This window comes from Thiomonas sp. FB-Cd (assembly GCF_000733775.1).
In the GTDB taxonomy this organism is placed as follows: domain Bacteria; phylum Pseudomonadota; class Gammaproteobacteria; order Burkholderiales; family Burkholderiaceae_C; genus Thiomonas_A.
In genome coordinates, this window is record NZ_JPOE01000005.1 from 1,483,462 (window position 1) to 1,499,142 (window position 15,681).

General features: G+C 63.3%; 15 protein-coding genes. 9 read left to right on the forward strand and 6 right to left on the reverse strand.

The window, feature by feature from the left end:
• Window positions 1-89 precede the first annotated feature (89 nt).
• Entirely contained in the window at window positions 90-1,697 is a 1,608-nt protein-coding gene (ggt, locus tag CD04_RS0120665) for a gamma-glutamyltransferase (protein ID WP_369792875.1), read from the reverse strand.
• A gap of 352 nt (window positions 1,698-2,049) precedes the next feature.
• Between ggt and CD04_RS0120675 the strand changes: the two genes are divergently transcribed.
• The 8 genes from CD04_RS0120675 to CD04_RS0120710 are packed head-to-tail and all read left to right on the forward strand — an operon-like array spanning window position 2,050 to window position 9,468.
• Window positions 2,050-2,268 carry a hypothetical protein gene (locus CD04_RS0120675; RefSeq protein WP_031410285.1) on the forward strand — a complete coding sequence of 73 codons (219 nt, stop codon included), beginning with the start codon at window positions 2,050-2,052 and terminating at the stop codon, window positions 2,266-2,268.
• A 5-nt stretch (window positions 2,269-2,273) separates the two neighbouring features.
• Window positions 2,274-3,992 (forward strand): nitrite/sulfite reductase, encoded by a 1,719-nt coding sequence (locus tag CD04_RS0120680; RefSeq protein WP_031410287.1) that lies wholly within the window; start codon window positions 2,274-2,276, stop codon window positions 3,990-3,992.
• Window positions 3,989-4,507 carry a DUF934 domain-containing protein gene (locus tag CD04_RS0120685; RefSeq protein WP_031410289.1) on the forward strand — a complete coding sequence of 173 codons (519 nt, stop codon included), beginning with the start codon at window positions 3,989-3,991 and terminating at the stop codon, window positions 4,505-4,507. The genes CD04_RS0120680 and CD04_RS0120685 overlap by 4 nt, the downstream gene beginning before the upstream one ends.
• Entirely contained in the window at window positions 4,504-5,307 is an 804-nt protein-coding gene (locus tag CD04_RS0120690) for a phosphoadenylyl-sulfate reductase (RefSeq protein WP_051849484.1), read from the forward strand. The genes CD04_RS0120685 and CD04_RS0120690 overlap by 4 nt, the downstream gene beginning before the upstream one ends.
• Entirely contained in the window at window positions 5,304-6,263 is a 960-nt protein-coding gene (gene cysD, locus CD04_RS0120695; RefSeq protein ID WP_031410293.1) for a sulfate adenylyltransferase subunit CysD, read from the forward strand. The genes CD04_RS0120690 and cysD overlap by 4 nt, the downstream gene beginning before the upstream one ends.
• Complete coding sequence (locus tag CD04_RS0120700) at window positions 6,263-7,594, forward strand: sulfate adenylyltransferase subunit 1 (protein WP_031410294.1); 1,332 nt, start codon at window positions 6,263-6,265, stop codon at window positions 7,592-7,594. Before cysD ends, CD04_RS0120700 begins: the two co-directional genes overlap by 1 nt.
• Entirely contained in the window at window positions 7,594-8,364 is a 771-nt protein-coding gene (gene cobA, locus CD04_RS0120705; RefSeq protein ID WP_038168626.1) for a uroporphyrinogen-III C-methyltransferase, read from the forward strand. The genes CD04_RS0120700 and cobA overlap by 1 nt, the downstream gene beginning before the upstream one ends.
• A 3-nt stretch (window positions 8,365-8,367) precedes the next feature.
• Window positions 8,368-9,468: an NAD(P)/FAD-dependent oxidoreductase gene (locus CD04_RS0120710; RefSeq protein ID WP_031410298.1), complete on the forward strand. Its 1,101-nt coding sequence runs from the start codon at window positions 8,368-8,370 to the stop codon at window positions 9,466-9,468.
• 114 nt (window positions 9,469-9,582) lie between these two features.
• Here the strand turns inward: CD04_RS0120710 and CD04_RS0120715 are convergent, their stop codons facing one another.
• The 3 genes from CD04_RS0120715 to CD04_RS0120725 form a co-directional block, all read right to left on the reverse strand.
• Window positions 9,583-10,371, reverse strand: coding sequence for an SDR family oxidoreductase (locus CD04_RS0120715; RefSeq protein WP_031410300.1), 789 nt, complete (start codon window positions 10,369-10,371; stop codon window positions 9,583-9,585).
• Between the two features lie 88 nt (window positions 10,372-10,459).
• Window positions 10,460-11,605 carry an alpha-hydroxy acid oxidase gene (locus CD04_RS0120720; RefSeq protein WP_031410302.1) on the reverse strand — a complete coding sequence of 382 codons (1,146 nt, stop codon included), beginning with the start codon at window positions 11,603-11,605 and terminating at the stop codon, window positions 10,460-10,462.
• Between the two features lie 63 nt (window positions 11,606-11,668).
• Window positions 11,669-13,312: an L-lactate permease gene (locus tag CD04_RS0120725; RefSeq protein WP_031410305.1), complete on the reverse strand. Its 1,644-nt coding sequence runs from the start codon at window positions 13,310-13,312 to the stop codon at window positions 11,669-11,671.
• A gap of 270 nt (window positions 13,313-13,582) precedes the next feature.
• Here CD04_RS0120725 and CD04_RS0120730 point away from each other — a divergent pair, with 270 nt between their 5' ends.
• The gene (locus CD04_RS0120730) at window positions 13,583-14,338 is read left to right on the forward strand and encodes an FCD domain-containing protein (protein WP_031410307.1); all 756 of its coding nucleotides are present in this window, start codon (window positions 13,583-13,585) and stop codon (window positions 14,336-14,338) included.
• A 228-nt stretch (window positions 14,339-14,566) separates the two neighbouring features.
• On the opposite strand, the gene CD04_RS0120735 is transcribed toward CD04_RS0120730, so the two are convergent.
• A complete protein-coding gene (locus CD04_RS0120735) occupies window positions 14,567-15,019 on the reverse strand; it encodes a MarR family winged helix-turn-helix transcriptional regulator (RefSeq protein WP_031410309.1) in 453 nt (150 codons plus the stop codon).
• 126 nt (window positions 15,020-15,145) lie between these two features.
• Window positions 15,146-15,613 carry a winged helix-turn-helix transcriptional regulator gene (locus tag CD04_RS0120740; RefSeq protein WP_031410311.1) on the reverse strand — a complete coding sequence of 156 codons (468 nt, stop codon included), beginning with the start codon at window positions 15,611-15,613 and terminating at the stop codon, window positions 15,146-15,148.
• Window positions 15,614-15,681 lie beyond the last annotated feature (68 nt).

Genomic DNA, 15,681 nt, shown 5'->3' on the forward strand with positions numbered 1-15,681 from the left:
AAGCGAAGCCAACGTCGTACGCTCGTTGACAACGCGAGCCCGAAGGCGCCAGCCGCGAACTTTCCGATCGGAAATCACCGACGACGGCATCAATAACCCAGGGCCAATCCCGCAGGGCGGCGGCGATCGTTAGCGCCCTCGATGGCATGCGTAAGGGGATTGCGCAGGATCGCTTCATCTGCGCCCCAGGCCGGAACTGGTTTGAGCGTGTAGCCCATCAATTCCAGTGCCTTGGCGGTTGTTGGTGTCAGATAGCCAGGCTCAACGAACAGTTCATCAGGAAACCATTGCATGTGCAGGCGTGGCGCGTCAACGGCCTGCTGCATGTCCATGCCGAAATCGATCACGTTGACGATGCTGCTGAGCGTCGTGGAGATGATCGTCGAGCCGCCAGGGCTTCCCGTCACCATGAACACCGTGCCATGCCTGAGTACGATGGTTGGCACCATCGAGGAAAGTGGACGCTTGCCGGGTTCGATCGCATTGGCATGACCCTGAACAAGGCCGAATAAGTTGGGCACTCCGGGCTTGGAGGTGAAATCGTCCATCTCGTTGTTCAGAAAGAACCCCGTATTGCCGGCCATCATGCCAACGCCGAACAGGGCATTGATGGTGTAGGTCACGCTAACGGCGCACCCCTTGGCATCCAGCACCGAGTACTGCGTGGTGTGCATGCCCTCGGTCGCCCCCAGGCTGCCCTTAACCTCAGAGGATGGCGTGGCGCGTCCGGGTTGGATTGCAGCGCGGATTCGCGCAGCGGTGGTGTCCGACAACAGGCGACGGGTGGGGTTGTGGACGAAGGCGGGATCGCCAAGGTATGTATTGCGGTCGGCAAACGCGTGGCGCTCGGCTTCAGCAAAATCATGCGTTGCCTGCACGGAACCGTAACCGGACTGGGCCAGGGAGTAGCCGCTGAGGACGCGAAGGACTTCACACAGTGTCACGCCCGATCCTGGTGGGGGTGCCGTGACAACCATGTAGCCTCGATACCGGCATTCGACGGGCTTTGCCCACACGATGGTGTAGCGGTGGAAGTCCCGCAGACGAAGGATGCCGCCATGCCTGTTGCTCGCTGCCACGATCGTCCTGGCGATGGGGCCGGCGTAGAACGCACGCGTGCCATTTTTCTCGATCAGCTCGAGCGTTCGACCGAGTTGCGGTTGTTTGAGTACTTCGCCGGCGTTCCAGGGCCGTCCGTGGTTGAGGAATATTGAAGCCACGTTGGGGTGTGCAGCAAAGTCCTGGGTGTGCGCCCGCAGGATCGTGATATCGCCTGGCTGCAACCTAAAACCGTCGCGCGCCAATTTGATCGCCGGAGCCATCACCTGTCTGAGGCTCATGGTGCCGTATTTGCGCAACGCTGCGTTAAGGCCCATAACCGTTCCCGGAACGCCCACACCCAGGTAAGTCTTGGTGCTTCGACCTGGTATGACATTGCCGTGCGCGTCCTGAAACAACGTTGAGGTGGCCTTGAGCGGAGCCTTTTCGCGGAAATCGAGAAAGACATTGGTCCCGTTCGCGAGGTGAATGGTCATGAAGCCGCCGCCACCAATATTTCCGCAGCAAGGATTGACCACGGCCTGTGCATAACCCACCGCGACCGCAGCATCGACGGCATTGCCTCCTTCACGGAGGATCTCAAGGCCGACCCTGGTTGCGTAATGCTGGTCGGTCACCACCATGGCGTGCCGCGCCATGACGGGCTTCGAAGGCGCTGCCGGTGCATGTGGATTCCCGCTACCCCCGTTGTTCCATGTCGCGATCTCAGGCACCGGCCGAGGTTCGGACGCGTGCGCGGGAACGCCCGCCTGCACGGCCCCATGGGACAACCCGAGGGTGAACAGGCTGATCAGCAATGCATGATGCGCTGCTCGCATGTGATGGCTCCCCGCAAGGATGGCTGCAAACCCGAAAAGCAATGACAACCTGGGCGAAAAGGCTTCGGCTGCGCAGGCTTATATCGCCAAGCATCTATCGGTATGAAAACACTGTACTTCGGTTTTGAGCGGTTCGTACCTAGCATTTGCCAACGTTCAAGCGATCCCATCCATGCACATCCCAGCCACGATCATCGGTTTTGCCCAAGCGCCCCACGCGGGTCAGTCGTTTCGTGGGAGCGTTGACGAGCGGGTCGCGCCGGCGTTCCTGGTGCAGCCTGCTCCAGAAAGTCCGCAACGAGCGCATTGGGCGCAGCTCGTGTCGGGCGCTGTGCGGCATGCAATGGCGGCCTTCAGCAATGTGCGGGCCGCTCCCAGGACCATGGTCTGATCCCCATGTACGCCTATACCGACTTCGACAGACGATTCATCCGGGCACGCGCTGCGCAGTATCGCGATCAGCTTGAGCGGTATCTCGCGGGCGCCCTGGGAGAAGAGGAATTCAAGCCCCTGCGCCTGCAAAACGGCTGGTATGTCCAACGCCATGCGCCCATGCTGCGCGTGGCCATCCCGTATGGTGCACTGACCAGTGCGCAACTGCATGCCCTGGCCGCCATCGCCGAAGAATTCGACAGGGGCTATGCACACTTCACGACCCGCCAGAATATTCAGTTCAACTGGATCCCCTTGGTACAAAGCGCCGACGCGATGGATCGGCTGGCGGCGGTCGACATGCATGGCATCCAGACCAGCGGCAACTGCATCCGCAACATTACGAGCGATGTCTTTGCTGGCATCGCACCGGACGAAATCATCGATCCACGCCCCTTTTGCGAGATCCTTCGCCAATGGAGCACGCTGCATCCGGAGTTTGCATATCTGCCGCGAAAATTCAAGATCGCCGTTGGGGGGGCGCAGGAAGACCGGGTGGCTGCCAGTTGGTATGACGTCGGCCTGCAGGCTGTAGCCGACGACACGGGCCAGGTTGGGTTTAGGGTGCGGGTGGGCGGTGGCATGGGCCGCACGCCCATGATCGGGGCAATCATTCGCGAGTTTCTGCCCTGGTCGCAACTGCTCCTGTACATCGAGGCGATCCTGCGCGTGTACAACGCCTATGGGCGGCGCGATAACATCTGGAAGGCGCGCATCAAGATCCTGGTGAAAGCTGAGGGCGCTCGGTTTGCTGAGGCCGTGGAGCGTGAGTTCGCCGATATCGCGCAGCGCGATGTGGGCGGCGCAGCTCACCTCATCACGCTGCGGGACTTCAACCGTTTTGCGGCCTTGTTCGCACCTCCTCCCGGCATTGACCTGAGCCCGAGTCCGGCTGCCCCCATTGGGATCGTGGAGTCGGATTTGCAGCCCGCATTTGAGCGTTGGAAGCAGCGCAATGTGCATGCGCATCGCCTGAACGGCTACCACGCCGTAACCCTGTCGCTCAAGCGCCCAGGACAGGCGCCAGGCGATGTCACCGCAGCCCAGATGCGCGCGGCGGCGGCCTTGGCCGATCGCTACAGCCAAGGGGAGTTGCGCGTGAGCCACGAGCAAAATCTTGTCTTGTCCTGGGTGCCCAAGGCGAGCCTGCACGCGCTGTGGCGGGATGCGCGCGAAGGCGGCTTCGGCACGCCCAATATCGGTCTGCTGACCGACATGATTTCCTGCCCCGGTGGAGACTTCTGCGCGCTTGCGAATGCCCGTTCGATCCCGATTGCGGCGGCCATCGCCGAGCGGTACGCCGATCTCGATGAGCTCTTCGACATTGGTGAGATCGACTTGAACATCAGCGGGTGCATCAACTCCTGCGGGCATCATCACAGCGGGCATATCGGGATCCTCGGCGTCGACAAGGATGGCGCCGAGTGGTACCAGATCAGCATCGGCGGCTCCGATGGCTCAGGGGTTGGCGGAGCGGCCTTGCCGGGCAAGGTCCTTGGCCCGTCATTCGCCGCCGAAGAGGTGCCCGATGTGATTGAGGCGTTGGTCTCGCTCTACCTGCGCCAGCGCATGCAGGGCGAGCGCTTCGTGGACTTTGCCCGCCGCATTGGCCTCGCCCCCTTGAAGGAAGCGGCCGATGGCGTGCGGCGGACGACCGCGGTCGACGAGGAGTCCCGGGTATGAGATTTGTTGATTCCAAGGCGGACGTTTGGGCCGGCGTCGATGATCCCGACGCTGCCATCGCGCCGCATCGTCTCCTGACCCCCGAGCAATGGCAGGCCGTGCGCCTGTCCTGGCCTGCGAACCTGCCCGTTGGGCTCATTCTTTCCAACAGTCACGACGTGCGTACGCTGGAGGGATCGTTGTCGTGCTTTGCCGCCGTTGCGTTGCAGTTTCCCAAGTGGACGGACGGCCGTGCCTATAGCCAGGCCAGGCTTTTGCGTGTGCGGCTGCGTTACACGGGGGACATTCGCGCCATCGGCGACATCCTCGTGGACATGGCGCTACCGCTGGCGCGAACCGGATTTGACACCGCCGTTCTCCGCGCAGATCAGGACCTGGAAGTGGCGCAGCACGCACTGCGCTTTTTTGACGGCCTTTTATCGTTTCCCGGCACGGACATCAGGCGTGGCGGATCGGTGTATTACCAGGGCGACGCGCTTGACCCTGATCCTCTCTTTCGCAAGGCTGTCGCATGAAGAGCACCGTTTCCATTGATGTGCGGGCAGGCTCGGCAGTCGCCGTGCACGCCAAACCCAGTCAGGGTTTCGATCAGCGCGCCGCTGCCGCTCTGGCCATGCTCAGCGCGGCAGCGGCCGAGTTCCCCGACGCCATCGTGCAAGCCACGAGCCTGGGCGCAGAAGACATGGTCATCACGGATCTGATTGCACGGCACGAGCTTCCGATTGCCATCGGGATGCTCGACACAGGCCAACTGCACGACGAGACCCTTGCCATGGTCGGGCGCACGCAGCACCACTACGGAGTGCAAATCGAGGTCTGGCGTCCGCAGGCCACGGCAGCACGTCAGTTCGTTGCAACCCATGGGGCCGACGCCATGCGCAAGAGCGTCGAGTTGCGCCACGCCTGCTGCGCATTGCGCAAGCTAGAGCCACTTTCGCGCATGCTTGAAGGCCGCCAGGGCTGGATTACGGGCATGCGTCGCGAGCAGTCGCAGCAGCGAAAGCAGATTTCGCTGCGCGAGCGCGACAAGCAGGGCCGTGCGAAGTTGAACCCATTGATTGATTGGACATTGGGCGATGTGTGGCACTACATCAGCCTGGAGTGTGTGCCCTACAACCCGCTGCACGACCGTCATTTCCCCAGCATTGGCTGCTCGCCATGCACCCGCGCCGTGACCGCTGGCGAGGACTTCCGGGCCGGGCGCTGGTGGTGGGAGAGCGACGGTGCCAAGGAATGTGGCCTGCACGTTCAAGGGCGCTCGGCCAGCAGCGAATCGCAGCAGTCTTCCCAGCGAGATACCGGAGTTCACCCATGAATGCCCCACTGAATTTGGAACGGCTACGACCGCAAATCGATCATCGCCACCTCGATGCCTTGGAGGAAGAGGCGATCTACATCCTGCGGGAAGTTGCCGGCAGTTTTGAGCGCACGGCGCTGCTGTTCTCGGGCGGCAAGGATTCCTGTGTCGTTCTGCGCCTGGCCGAGAAGGCATTCAAGCGCCGGCAGGCCGATGGCGTTTACGCGGGCCGGCTTCCGTTCTCGCTCATGCACGTGGATACTGGGCACAATTTTCCCGAGGTCATTGCCTTTCGCGATGCCCTGGCGGCGGGCTCGCCAGACACGTTCATCATCGCGCATCTTGAGGACTCGATCCGGCGCGGATCCGTGCGGCTTGGCCATGCGCTGGAGTCGCGCAACGCCCACCAGAGCGTGGCCTTGCTCGAGGCCATTGAAAAGCATCGCTTTGACTGCCTGATCGGCGGGGCCAGGCGCGATGAGGAGAAGGCGCGCGCGAAGGAGCGCATCTTCAGTCACCGCGATCAGTTTGGCCAATGGCTGCCCAAGGAGCAAAGGCCCGAGCTTTGGTCGTTGTTTAACACCCGCGTGCGCCCGGGTGAGCATTTCAGGGCCTTTCCCATCAGCAACTGGACGGAACTTGACGTCTGGTTGTATATCGCCCGAGAAGCCATCGCTCTTCCCGATCTGTACTACAGCCATGCACGGCAGGTCGTCCGCCGCAAGGGGCTCCTGGTTCCACTCGGCCCCGTGACGCCGCCCCAGGACGACGAGTGCGTCGAAACCATTCGCGTGCGCTTTCGAACCGTGGGCGACATGACATGTACCTGCCCGGTGCAGAGCGAAGCAGCCAGTGCCATGGACGTGATCGCTGAAACGCTGACGGCCACGCTCAGCGAGCGAGGCGCCACACGAATGGACGACCGCACATCCGATGCTTCCATGGAACGTCGAAAAAAAGAGGGCTATTTCTAATGGACCAGCACGAAACAAACGCCGAATTCCGCCACAAGGCGCTGCGTTTTCTGACGGCCGGCAGCGTTGACGATGGCAAGAGCACGCTGATCGGCCGGCTGCTGCTCGACAGTCAGGCCATTCTGGCGGATCAACTTGACGCGCTCAACAGGCGCGCCTCCGGTTCGCCCGTCGATCTGTCGCAACTGACCGATGGTTTGGAGGCCGAGCGTGAGCAGGGCATCACCATTGACGTCGCCTACCGCTACTTCACCACGCCGCGGCGAAAATTCATCATTGCCGATGCGCCCGGGCATGAGCAGTACACGGGCAACATGGTCACCGCCGCTGCGGGCAGCGATGCTGCGGTCGTTCTTGTCGACATCACCAAGCTGGATTTGACGCAGCACCCGCTTCGCTTGCTGCCGCAAACGCGGCGCCACAGTCTGCTGGCGCGTCTGCTGCGCGTTCCGTCGATCGTGTTTGCCGTCAATAAGCTTGATGCCCATGCGGATCCGGAGCGTGCGTTCGAGCGTGTACGCGATGCGCTTGTGCACTTTTCCCAAGAGGCGGGCATCGTGCCCGCAGGCATCGTGCCCGTTTCGGCTTTGCGCGGCGATAACGTCGCTGCAGCCTCGCCCTCGTGGCATTGGTACGCAGGGCCCACGCTGCTGCAGTTGCTCGAGGCCTTGCCCGCTGCGGAGGACCCGTCTTCCGGCCCCCTGATGCTACCGGTGCAATACGTCGCGCGTGGGGGGGCTGGCTTGGGAAACCAGTTCCGGACATTCTGGGGCCGGCTGGCGAGGGGGCGGGTGCGGACTGGTGATCTCGTGAGCATTCAACCCAGCGGCGAGGTGGCGCGGGTCGTGGATATTCATCATGCGGGGTCTGCCGTGGATTCCTGCGTGGCGGGGCAGTCGGCTGGCCTTGTGCTTGACCGCCAGGTGGACGTCTCGCGCGGCGATTGGATCCTGCACGCCGCACCAGGTGCAAGGCAGGCGCCGCACGTCGTGGCGCCTGGTGCGGTGATGGGCGGGCAAGTGTTCGAGGCGACGCTTGCCTGGCTCGATGTGGAGCCGGCTGCAATCGGGCGCAAGTACTGGCTGCGGCATGGGCATCGATGGGTCCCCGGCTGCATCACGGCTATCGTCAGCCGCCTGGACATCCATACCTTGGCTGCCACCGACGCCCAGGTGCTGGCCGTCAACGACATCGGCCGCGTGCGCATTCAGGCGCAATCGGCATTGCCTCTGACGGCCTACGCCGCGAATCGGGTGGCCGGGGCGATGATCGTCGTCGATCCGGCGAGCCACCGCACCAGCGGAGCCCTGCTCGTCGAGGCTGTACGCTGATGGGCCGCGTCGTCTTCATCGGGGCGGGGCCCGGCGCCGCAGACCTGATCACGGTGCGCGGCGCCGGGTTCCTGAGTCAAGCCGATGTGGTTCTCAGCGATGCCCTCGTCGATGGCGCCCTGCGCGAACTCGCGCCGCAAGCAAAGTGGATCGATGTTGGCAAGCGCGGGTTTCGTGGCGGGGTCACGCAGGAGACGATCAACGCGTTGCTGCGCCGCTATGGCTGCGCCCATGCCCTGGTTGTCCGCCTCAAGGGTGGCGATTCGAGCATCTTCGGGCGGCTTGACGAGGAGCTTCGGGCCGTGATCGCTGCGGGGCTGCATGCTGAGGTTGTGCCAGGAATCACTGCGGCGTCAGCAGCAGCGGCGGACACGCGCCGGCCCCTGACGCGCCGCGGGAGCGGGCGCAGCGTGAGTCTCACCACGGCGATGACTCGCGAAGGTGCAGTGCACGGCGGGCGCCGCGCAGATACCGAGGTGTTCTACATGGCCGGGCGGCAACTCGCCAGCCTTTCGCGCAAGCTTATCGCCTGCGGCTGGCCGGCACTTGCACCCGTGAGCGTCGTGTCGCGCGCAGGGTGCGCCGACAGTGTGCACAGCGAGCACCTTCTGGCCCATCTCGGACAGGCAGCGATGCTGCACATGAATCGCCCCACGGTCGTCATCGTTGGCGCCGGGGCTGCGCGCGTGGATTGCACGCACGCCGTGCCTCGACACGGTGCAGCCGGCGAGGGCGCGGAGCATCGTGAACATTCATTGGAGATCGACTGAGCCATGGACATGCGCCTCAACGCGGCGATCACGGATGCCGCCCAGTGGCAAGGCGAGCCGATTGAATGCGACGCCGTCATCATCGGGGCGGGCCCGGTGGGCCTGTTCCAGGTCTTCGAGCTTGGGCTGCTGGACATCAAGGCCCACGTCATCGACACGCTGCCGCATCTGGGTGGGCAGTGCGTGGAGCTGTACCCGGACAAGCCCATTTATGACATTCCGGCCGTGCCGGTGTGCACGGGGCAGGAGCTGACGGACAACCTGCTCAAGCAGATCGAGCCGTTCAAGCCGACGTTCCACCTGGGGCAGGATGTCACGGAGCTGCAGCAGCAGGACGACGGGCGGCTGTTCGTGCGCACCTCCAAGGACCGCACATTCCTGGCCAAGACGGTGTTCATCGCCGCCGGCGTGGGGGCCTTTCAGCCGCGCACGCTGAAGGTGGACGGCTTGGAGGCATTCGAGGGCACGCAGCTGTTTTACCGGGTGAAGAACCCGGCGGTGTTTGCCGGCAAGAACCTGGTGGTGGTGGGCGGTGGCGACTCGGCCCTGGACTGGGCCCTGCACTTTGCCCAGAGCGCCGAGCACGGTGCCGAGAGCGTGGTTCTGCTGCACCGGCGCGACGGGTTTCGCGCCGCGCCGGCGTCGGTGGCGAAGATGCACGCGCTGTGCGAGCAGCACGCCATGCAGCTCGTCATCGGCCAGATCACGGGCTTTGAGCAGCGCGACGACCGCCTGGTCGAGGTGAAGGTCACGGGCAATGACGGCATCACCCGGCGGCTGCCGCTGGACATGCTGCTGGTGTTCTTCGGCCTGAGCCCCAAGCTGGGGCCGATCGCCCACTGGGGGCTGGAGCTGGAGCGCAAACAGATCAAGGTGGACACGGAGAAGTTCGAGACCAGCGTGCCCCGCATCTTCGCCGTGGGCGACATCAACACCTATCCCGGCAAGAAAAAGCTCATCCTGTCGGGTTTTCACGAGGCTGCGCTGGCTGCGTTTGGCGCGGCGCCCTACATCTTCCCGGACAAGAAGATCCACCTGCAGTACACCACCACCAGCCCCAAGCTGCACAAGGTGCTGGGCGTGGATACCCCGGTCTTCGATTGATGGGCGTGCGCGGGGCACGGCACTGAAGGGCCCGGCGCCGCCGAGAACCCGCAAGCGGCGTGAGCCCTGCGAGCGCCGCACGGAAGCGCGAATCCGCCAATTGGCGACGAGCTTCTAGACCACGATTGGCGTGGCTCCGCCGTCCAGGGTCAGCACAGCGCCGTTGACGTAAGCGGCTCGTCGCGAAGCAAGAAAGACGACCATATCGGCCACTTCCTCAGGCTCAGCGACACGCCCCATCGGCAGCGCGCTCACGCGCTGGCTCAGGATGTCCTCGATTGCCTTGCCCGATGAGCGCGCCTCGGCTTCCAGCCCCTCCCGCATGCGGCTGGTCGCGGTGATGCCGGGGTTCACGGCGTTCACACGTACGCCCTTGGCGGCATAGGCATTCGCCAGCCCGGCGCTCGCCAGCATGAGCGCAGCATTTGCCGCCCCACCCGGCAGGTGGACGGGCGACGCCATTTTGCCGCCTGTGCCAACGATGTTCACGATGACGCCACCACCGTTTTGCACCATGCCGGGGAGCACGGCGTCGATGGCGTGCATGTAGGGGAAGAATTTTGCGTCCATGGCGGCATGCCAGTGCTGTGCTGTGAGCTCGGCAGGTGGTGTGCGACGCGCAGCGCCTGCCGAATTGACGAGCACGCCGATGGGGCCCAATTCATCGATGACCTGCCGCACCAAGTTTGAGGCCTGCGTGGGGTCGCACAGATCGGCGCTGACCGCCAGCACTGGCGCCCCCGCGCCTTGCAGCGCTTGTGTGGCCTGCCTCAAATGCTCGAGGTCGCGTGATGCAATGGCAATACGCGCGCCTTCGCTGGAGAATTGGCGCGCACACGCCAAGCCTATGCCTTTGCTTCCCCCGGTGATCAGCACCACCGTACCCTGCAAGCCAAGATCCATCGCCGATTCCCCCGTCGTTCATGACAATTCGGCAATTGTGCGTCCAATGCGCACAACAGGCATGGCGCTGCGCCAGGACAGGCGGGGTCTACCAGGGTGGGTTGAGCAGCACGCCGCGATCCACTTGCCGGATGTCGGTGAGCCCACAAAAGGCCATGGTCAGATCCAGCTCGTTACGGATGATCTCCAGGCATTTCGTGACGCCTGCCTCTCCCATCGCTCCGAGGCCGTAGAGGAACGGGCGCCCGATCAGGGTGCCCTTGGCACCAAGTGCCACAGCCTTGAGCACGTCTTGCCCAGATCGGATGCCGCCGTCCATCCAGACTTCGATGCGCGATCCCACTGCATCGACGATGGGCGGCAGTGCCGAGATCGAACTGGGCGCGCCGTCGAGCTGGCGCCCGCCGTGATTCGACACAATGAGCGCGTCCGCCCCGGAATCGGCCGCGAGCCGGGCATCCTCGGCATCCATGACGCCTTTGAGGATGAGCTTACCGCCCCACAGCTTCTTGATCCATGCCACGTCGTTCCAGTTCAGGCGGGGGTCAAACTGCTGGCTGGTCCACGCCGACAGCGAGCCCATGTTCTCCACCCCTTTGACGTGCCCCACAATGTTGCCGAAGTGCCGCCGGCGCGTGCCCAGCATGCCCAGGCCCCAGCGCGGTTTCGTGGCCAGGTTCAGCATGTTGGCGAGTGTCGGCTTCGGTGGTGCGGACAGGCCGTTTTTCAGATCCTTGTGGCGTTGCCCAAGAATCTGCAGATCCAGCGTCAGCATCAGCGCGGAGCATCGCGCAGCGCGGGCACGCTCGATCAGGCGTTCGATGAAGTCCCGGTCCCGCATGACATACAGCTGAAACCAGAAGGGGGCCTTGGTGTGGGACGCCACGTCCTCGATGGAGCAGATGCTCATCGTGGACAGCGTGAAGGGCACCCCGAGCCTTTCCGCCGCACGCGCGGCAAGGATTTCCCCGTCAGCGTGCTGCATGCCGGTCAGGCCGGTGGGCGCCAGCGCCACCGGCATGGCCACGTCCTCACCAATCATCTGCGTGCGCAGCGAGCGGTTGTCGATGTTCACCGCCACGCGCTGTCTCAGCTTGAGCTTGCCGAATTCCTCTTGGTTCGCACGGTAGGTCGATTCGGTCCACGATCCAGAATCGGCGTAGTCGTAAAACATTCTGGGCACCCGCTTTTTTGCCAGAATGCGCAGATCCTCGATATTGGTAATGACTGGCATGACTGTCTCCGATGGGTACGCAAGAGCGGCCCGGTTGCCTGTTGAGGTGCGTGTGCGCCTGGCCTATTTTCCTGGCAAGGCCGGGATCATCCAGGTGAGCCAGTGCTGCTGCAAGGCCACGAGGATACCCAGCAGCACGGTCAGCAGCACGCTGTGCCAGAAGGTGCGGGCGAAGACGACGCCCTCCTTGCCCTTGAGGTCGGTGGTGGACACGCCCGTAGCGATGTTTTGCGGGGAGATCATCTTGCCCATGACGCCGCCCGAGGAATTGGTGGCGGCCATGAGCACCGGGTTCAGGTTGAGCTGATGGGCAGCCACCACCTGCAGGTTGCCGAACAGGGCGTTGCCCGAGGTGTCGCTACCGGAGAGGAACACGGCGATCCAGCCGAGGAAGGCCGAGACCAGTGGGAAGAGGGCGCCCGTGGAGGCCACACCCATACCCAGCGTGTAGCTCATGCCCGAGTAGTTCAGCAGGAATGCGAGTCCCACGATCATCATCACGGTGGCGATGGCAATGCGAGTCTGCACCCACGTGCGACCCACGCAGCCAAGGAATGCCCCAACGCCGGTGCGCGTCCAGGCCGCCACGATGATGGCCGAAAGAAGGATTGCGGTGCCCGTGCCCAGAGGCTGGAAGTCCCACAGCGCGACATACGGTTTTTGGTACAGCGTAATGAAGACCGCCTTGTTCAGACCCGGCCATAGCACCTTGGTGTCGCCGATCGCGAACACCTTCAGGTTGATCCAGACAATGACGATGACCGACACGACCACCCATGGCATCCAGCCGCCATAACCCACGCGCGCCGTGCCCTTTGCCGCCGCCTGCGTGCGCACCACGGCAAAGGCCGGATCCGGCTCGGGTTTCCACGTCTTGAGGAAGACCACCGTGACAATGAGCGACACCAGCGAGGCCAGCACGTCCGTGAGCTGGTAGCTGATGTAGTTGGAGGTGGCAAATTGCGTCAGCGCAAAGCTTCCCCCCGAGACGACGAGCGCTGGCCACAGCTTGCCGATCGACTTCAGGCCCCCGTACATGCCGACCACGTAAAACGGCAGCAAGAATGCAAAAAAGGGCAACTGCCGACCCACCATTGCCCCCAGCGTATCGGGGTGCATGCTCGTGACCGCCCCCAGCACCGTGATCGGTACGCCCAGCGCACCAAACGCCACCGGCGCCGTGTTGAAAATCAGCGTGTACGTCAGCGCCTCCAGGGCCGGGAAACCCAGCCCGATCAGCAGCGCGCTGGTGATGGCCACCGGCGTGCCAAAACCTGCAATGCCCTCGAGCAGGCACCCAAACGAAAACGCCACCACCAATAGCACCAGGCGACGATCGTCCGGCAAATGATCCAGCATCCATTGGCGAAACTGCTCGAAGCGCCCTGACTTCACCGCCACGTTGTACAGCAGCAGCGCATTGAACACGATCCACATCACCGGGACCAACGCCAGCGCCATGCCCGCGCCCACCGCATTGAAGGCCAGCCCAGCGGGCATGCCCCACACCCCCACGGCAATCAGCAGTCCCGTCACGAGACCCACCAACGACGCCTGCCATGCCGGGCGTCGCAGCACGCCCAGCATGATCAACGCCACGGCAATGGGCACACCGGCCACCAGAAATGACAGCAGCAGGGAACCGCCCACGGGCGTTAACGGCTGCGCAAACACAATCCCCGCAGGCAGGGCGCTCGGCGTCATCATCAAGTCTCCTTTTCGATGCATGGTTGGGAAGGGCTTGCGCTCTCGTGCCCGAACCCACGCGCGAAATTGCGCTGGAAGGGCTTGGCGCCACCTCGAGTCGAGGTTTCGTATGGCCATTAGAAGTCTTTGTGGTCAATTGGTCAGACCACAAGGCGCGATTAGAGATGAACTCCTTTTCCGAGTCAAGGGCATTGCCCGATGGCGCTTGTCGGGAATGGTGGGCGCTTCGGCACCGATTATTATTGGTCAGACCAATCGAGAGGGCCAGTCATGGATATCGTCCGTCTTCCCGACAGCGTCGCCAGCAGTCTCGAGAGGCGCATCCTCGAGGGCTCTCTGCGAGCCGGGCAGCGCCTGCCGCCCGAGCGCGAGCTGGCAGAGCAACTCGGTGTGTCGCGCCCGTCCTTGCGGGAAGCGTTGCAGAAACTTGCAGCCAAGGGGCTTGTTCGCACGCGTCAGGGTGGTGGCACGGTCGTGACGGACAGGTTGCAGGCGAGTTTCGTCGATCCCTGGAAGGATATGCTCAGCGGGCATCCAACGCTTCAGCACGACTTATTGGAGTTTCGCCACATGCTGGAGGGCCAGGCTGCACGGCTGGCAGCGGAGCGCGCGAACGACTTCGATGTCGAGCGCATTGACGCGGCGTTCAACACGCTCGAGGCAGCTTATGAGCACGGGGATCTCGAGGCCTGCATCAAGGCTGATGTGGACTTCCACCAGGCCGTCGCGGAGGCATCGCACAACGTCCTGATTGCGCACCTCAGCGCGAGCCTGCATCGACTCATTCATGATGACGTGGAAAGGAATCTCCACTACCTGCATGGCCACCCTGGCAAGTGGTCTCAGCTGCGCGAGCAGCATCATGAGATTTGGGCCAAGACGCGGGCACGCGAACCACAGGCTGCAGCCGCCGCGGCACGAAATCACATCACCTTTGTGCAGACGACCATGTCGGAGACTGCGCTCGAGGTGTCCCGGCTCGAAAGCGCCAAGCGCCGGGTCCGTAGTGAATCAAAGGCTCCATGACGGGGAGCGCGCCGCTCATGCAGCCGACCAGCGCGACACGTTGATACGACACAATCGCCTTGGCACTCGGCACCCGATGGCCGGATGCCTGGCCTGCGCATCCGCAGGCGAATGCCTCAAGGTCGTCCGTCGGGCAGGTCAGGCTATACGGCGATGAGCCTTGCGGCCACCAAGGCATCGACGTCGGCCTGCTCGGCAGGGTGCCGACGCGGCGCTGGGCCGCCCCATTCACGAAGTGCTCGAGGTCGCCGCGCGCTCGAAGGCTCGGCGCAAGGACACTAGGGCTTGCATCGCCAGAGCCTGGTCTTCAGTGCCCAGATGCGCGAAGGCGCGTGCGAGGTATTCGCCGTGCGCCGGGAATACACGCTCAAAGAGCGCCTGCCCTTTCGGGGTGAGTTGCACGATCTGCCCACGCCCGTCCGTGGGGTTGGGCAGGCGCTGCACAAGGCCCTTGAGATGCAGGCGATCCACGACGCCGGTGAGTGTGCCCTTCGTGATGAGCGTTTTGTCCGCGAGTGTCTTTGCGCTCATGCCGGGCGTGTCGCCCAGGGTGGCCAGCACGTCGAACTGTGCCGGGGTCAGTCCCATGCGCTGCACATGCGCTGCCGAATAGTGCTCAAACGTCTGGTAGGTGCGCGCCAATTCGCGCAGCAAAGGCAGGAAGGATGGCTTGGTGGTCACGATGGGATTGTTACGCAGTCAGCGCGCCGATGTTTGTTCCGGCCCAAGTCGGTGCGAACGGCAGCAAGGGGCCGGGAAGCTCTCGGGCCTCATTTCCGAATGGCATCGAACGCCGCGCCGTCCACTCTATCGGTCAACGGGAAGGTAGAGGGTTTCCTTGATTTCCTCCATCACGACATAGCTATGGGATTCGGCCGATACCGGCAGGCGCTTGAGGATGTCGCCCAGGAGATGCCGATATTCCTTCATGCCGCGCATGCGGAACTTCACCAGATAGTCAAAGCCGCCCGAGACGAGGTGGCATTCCATCACCTCGGGCATGTGCAGAAGCTCGCGGCGGATAGTTTCAAAGACATCGCCGGATTTGGCCGAGAGCTTGATCTCCACAAATACGAGGAGGGTTTTGCCCAACGCTTCTGGGGTGACGCGTGCGTGATACCCGGCGATGACTCCGGTGCGTTCCATGCGCTTGACACGCTCGGTACACGGGGAGGCGGACAAGCCAACCTGACTTGCCAGATCCGTCATGGAAATGCGGCCGTCGCGTTGAAGGATGTCCAGGATTTTGCGATCGATGCGGTCAAGGTCTTGCATTTTTCTGGTCGCGCCACCCGTCAAAAGGAAGAGTCAGTGGAATTCGCTTCAAAAGCATCAAAGAAAAG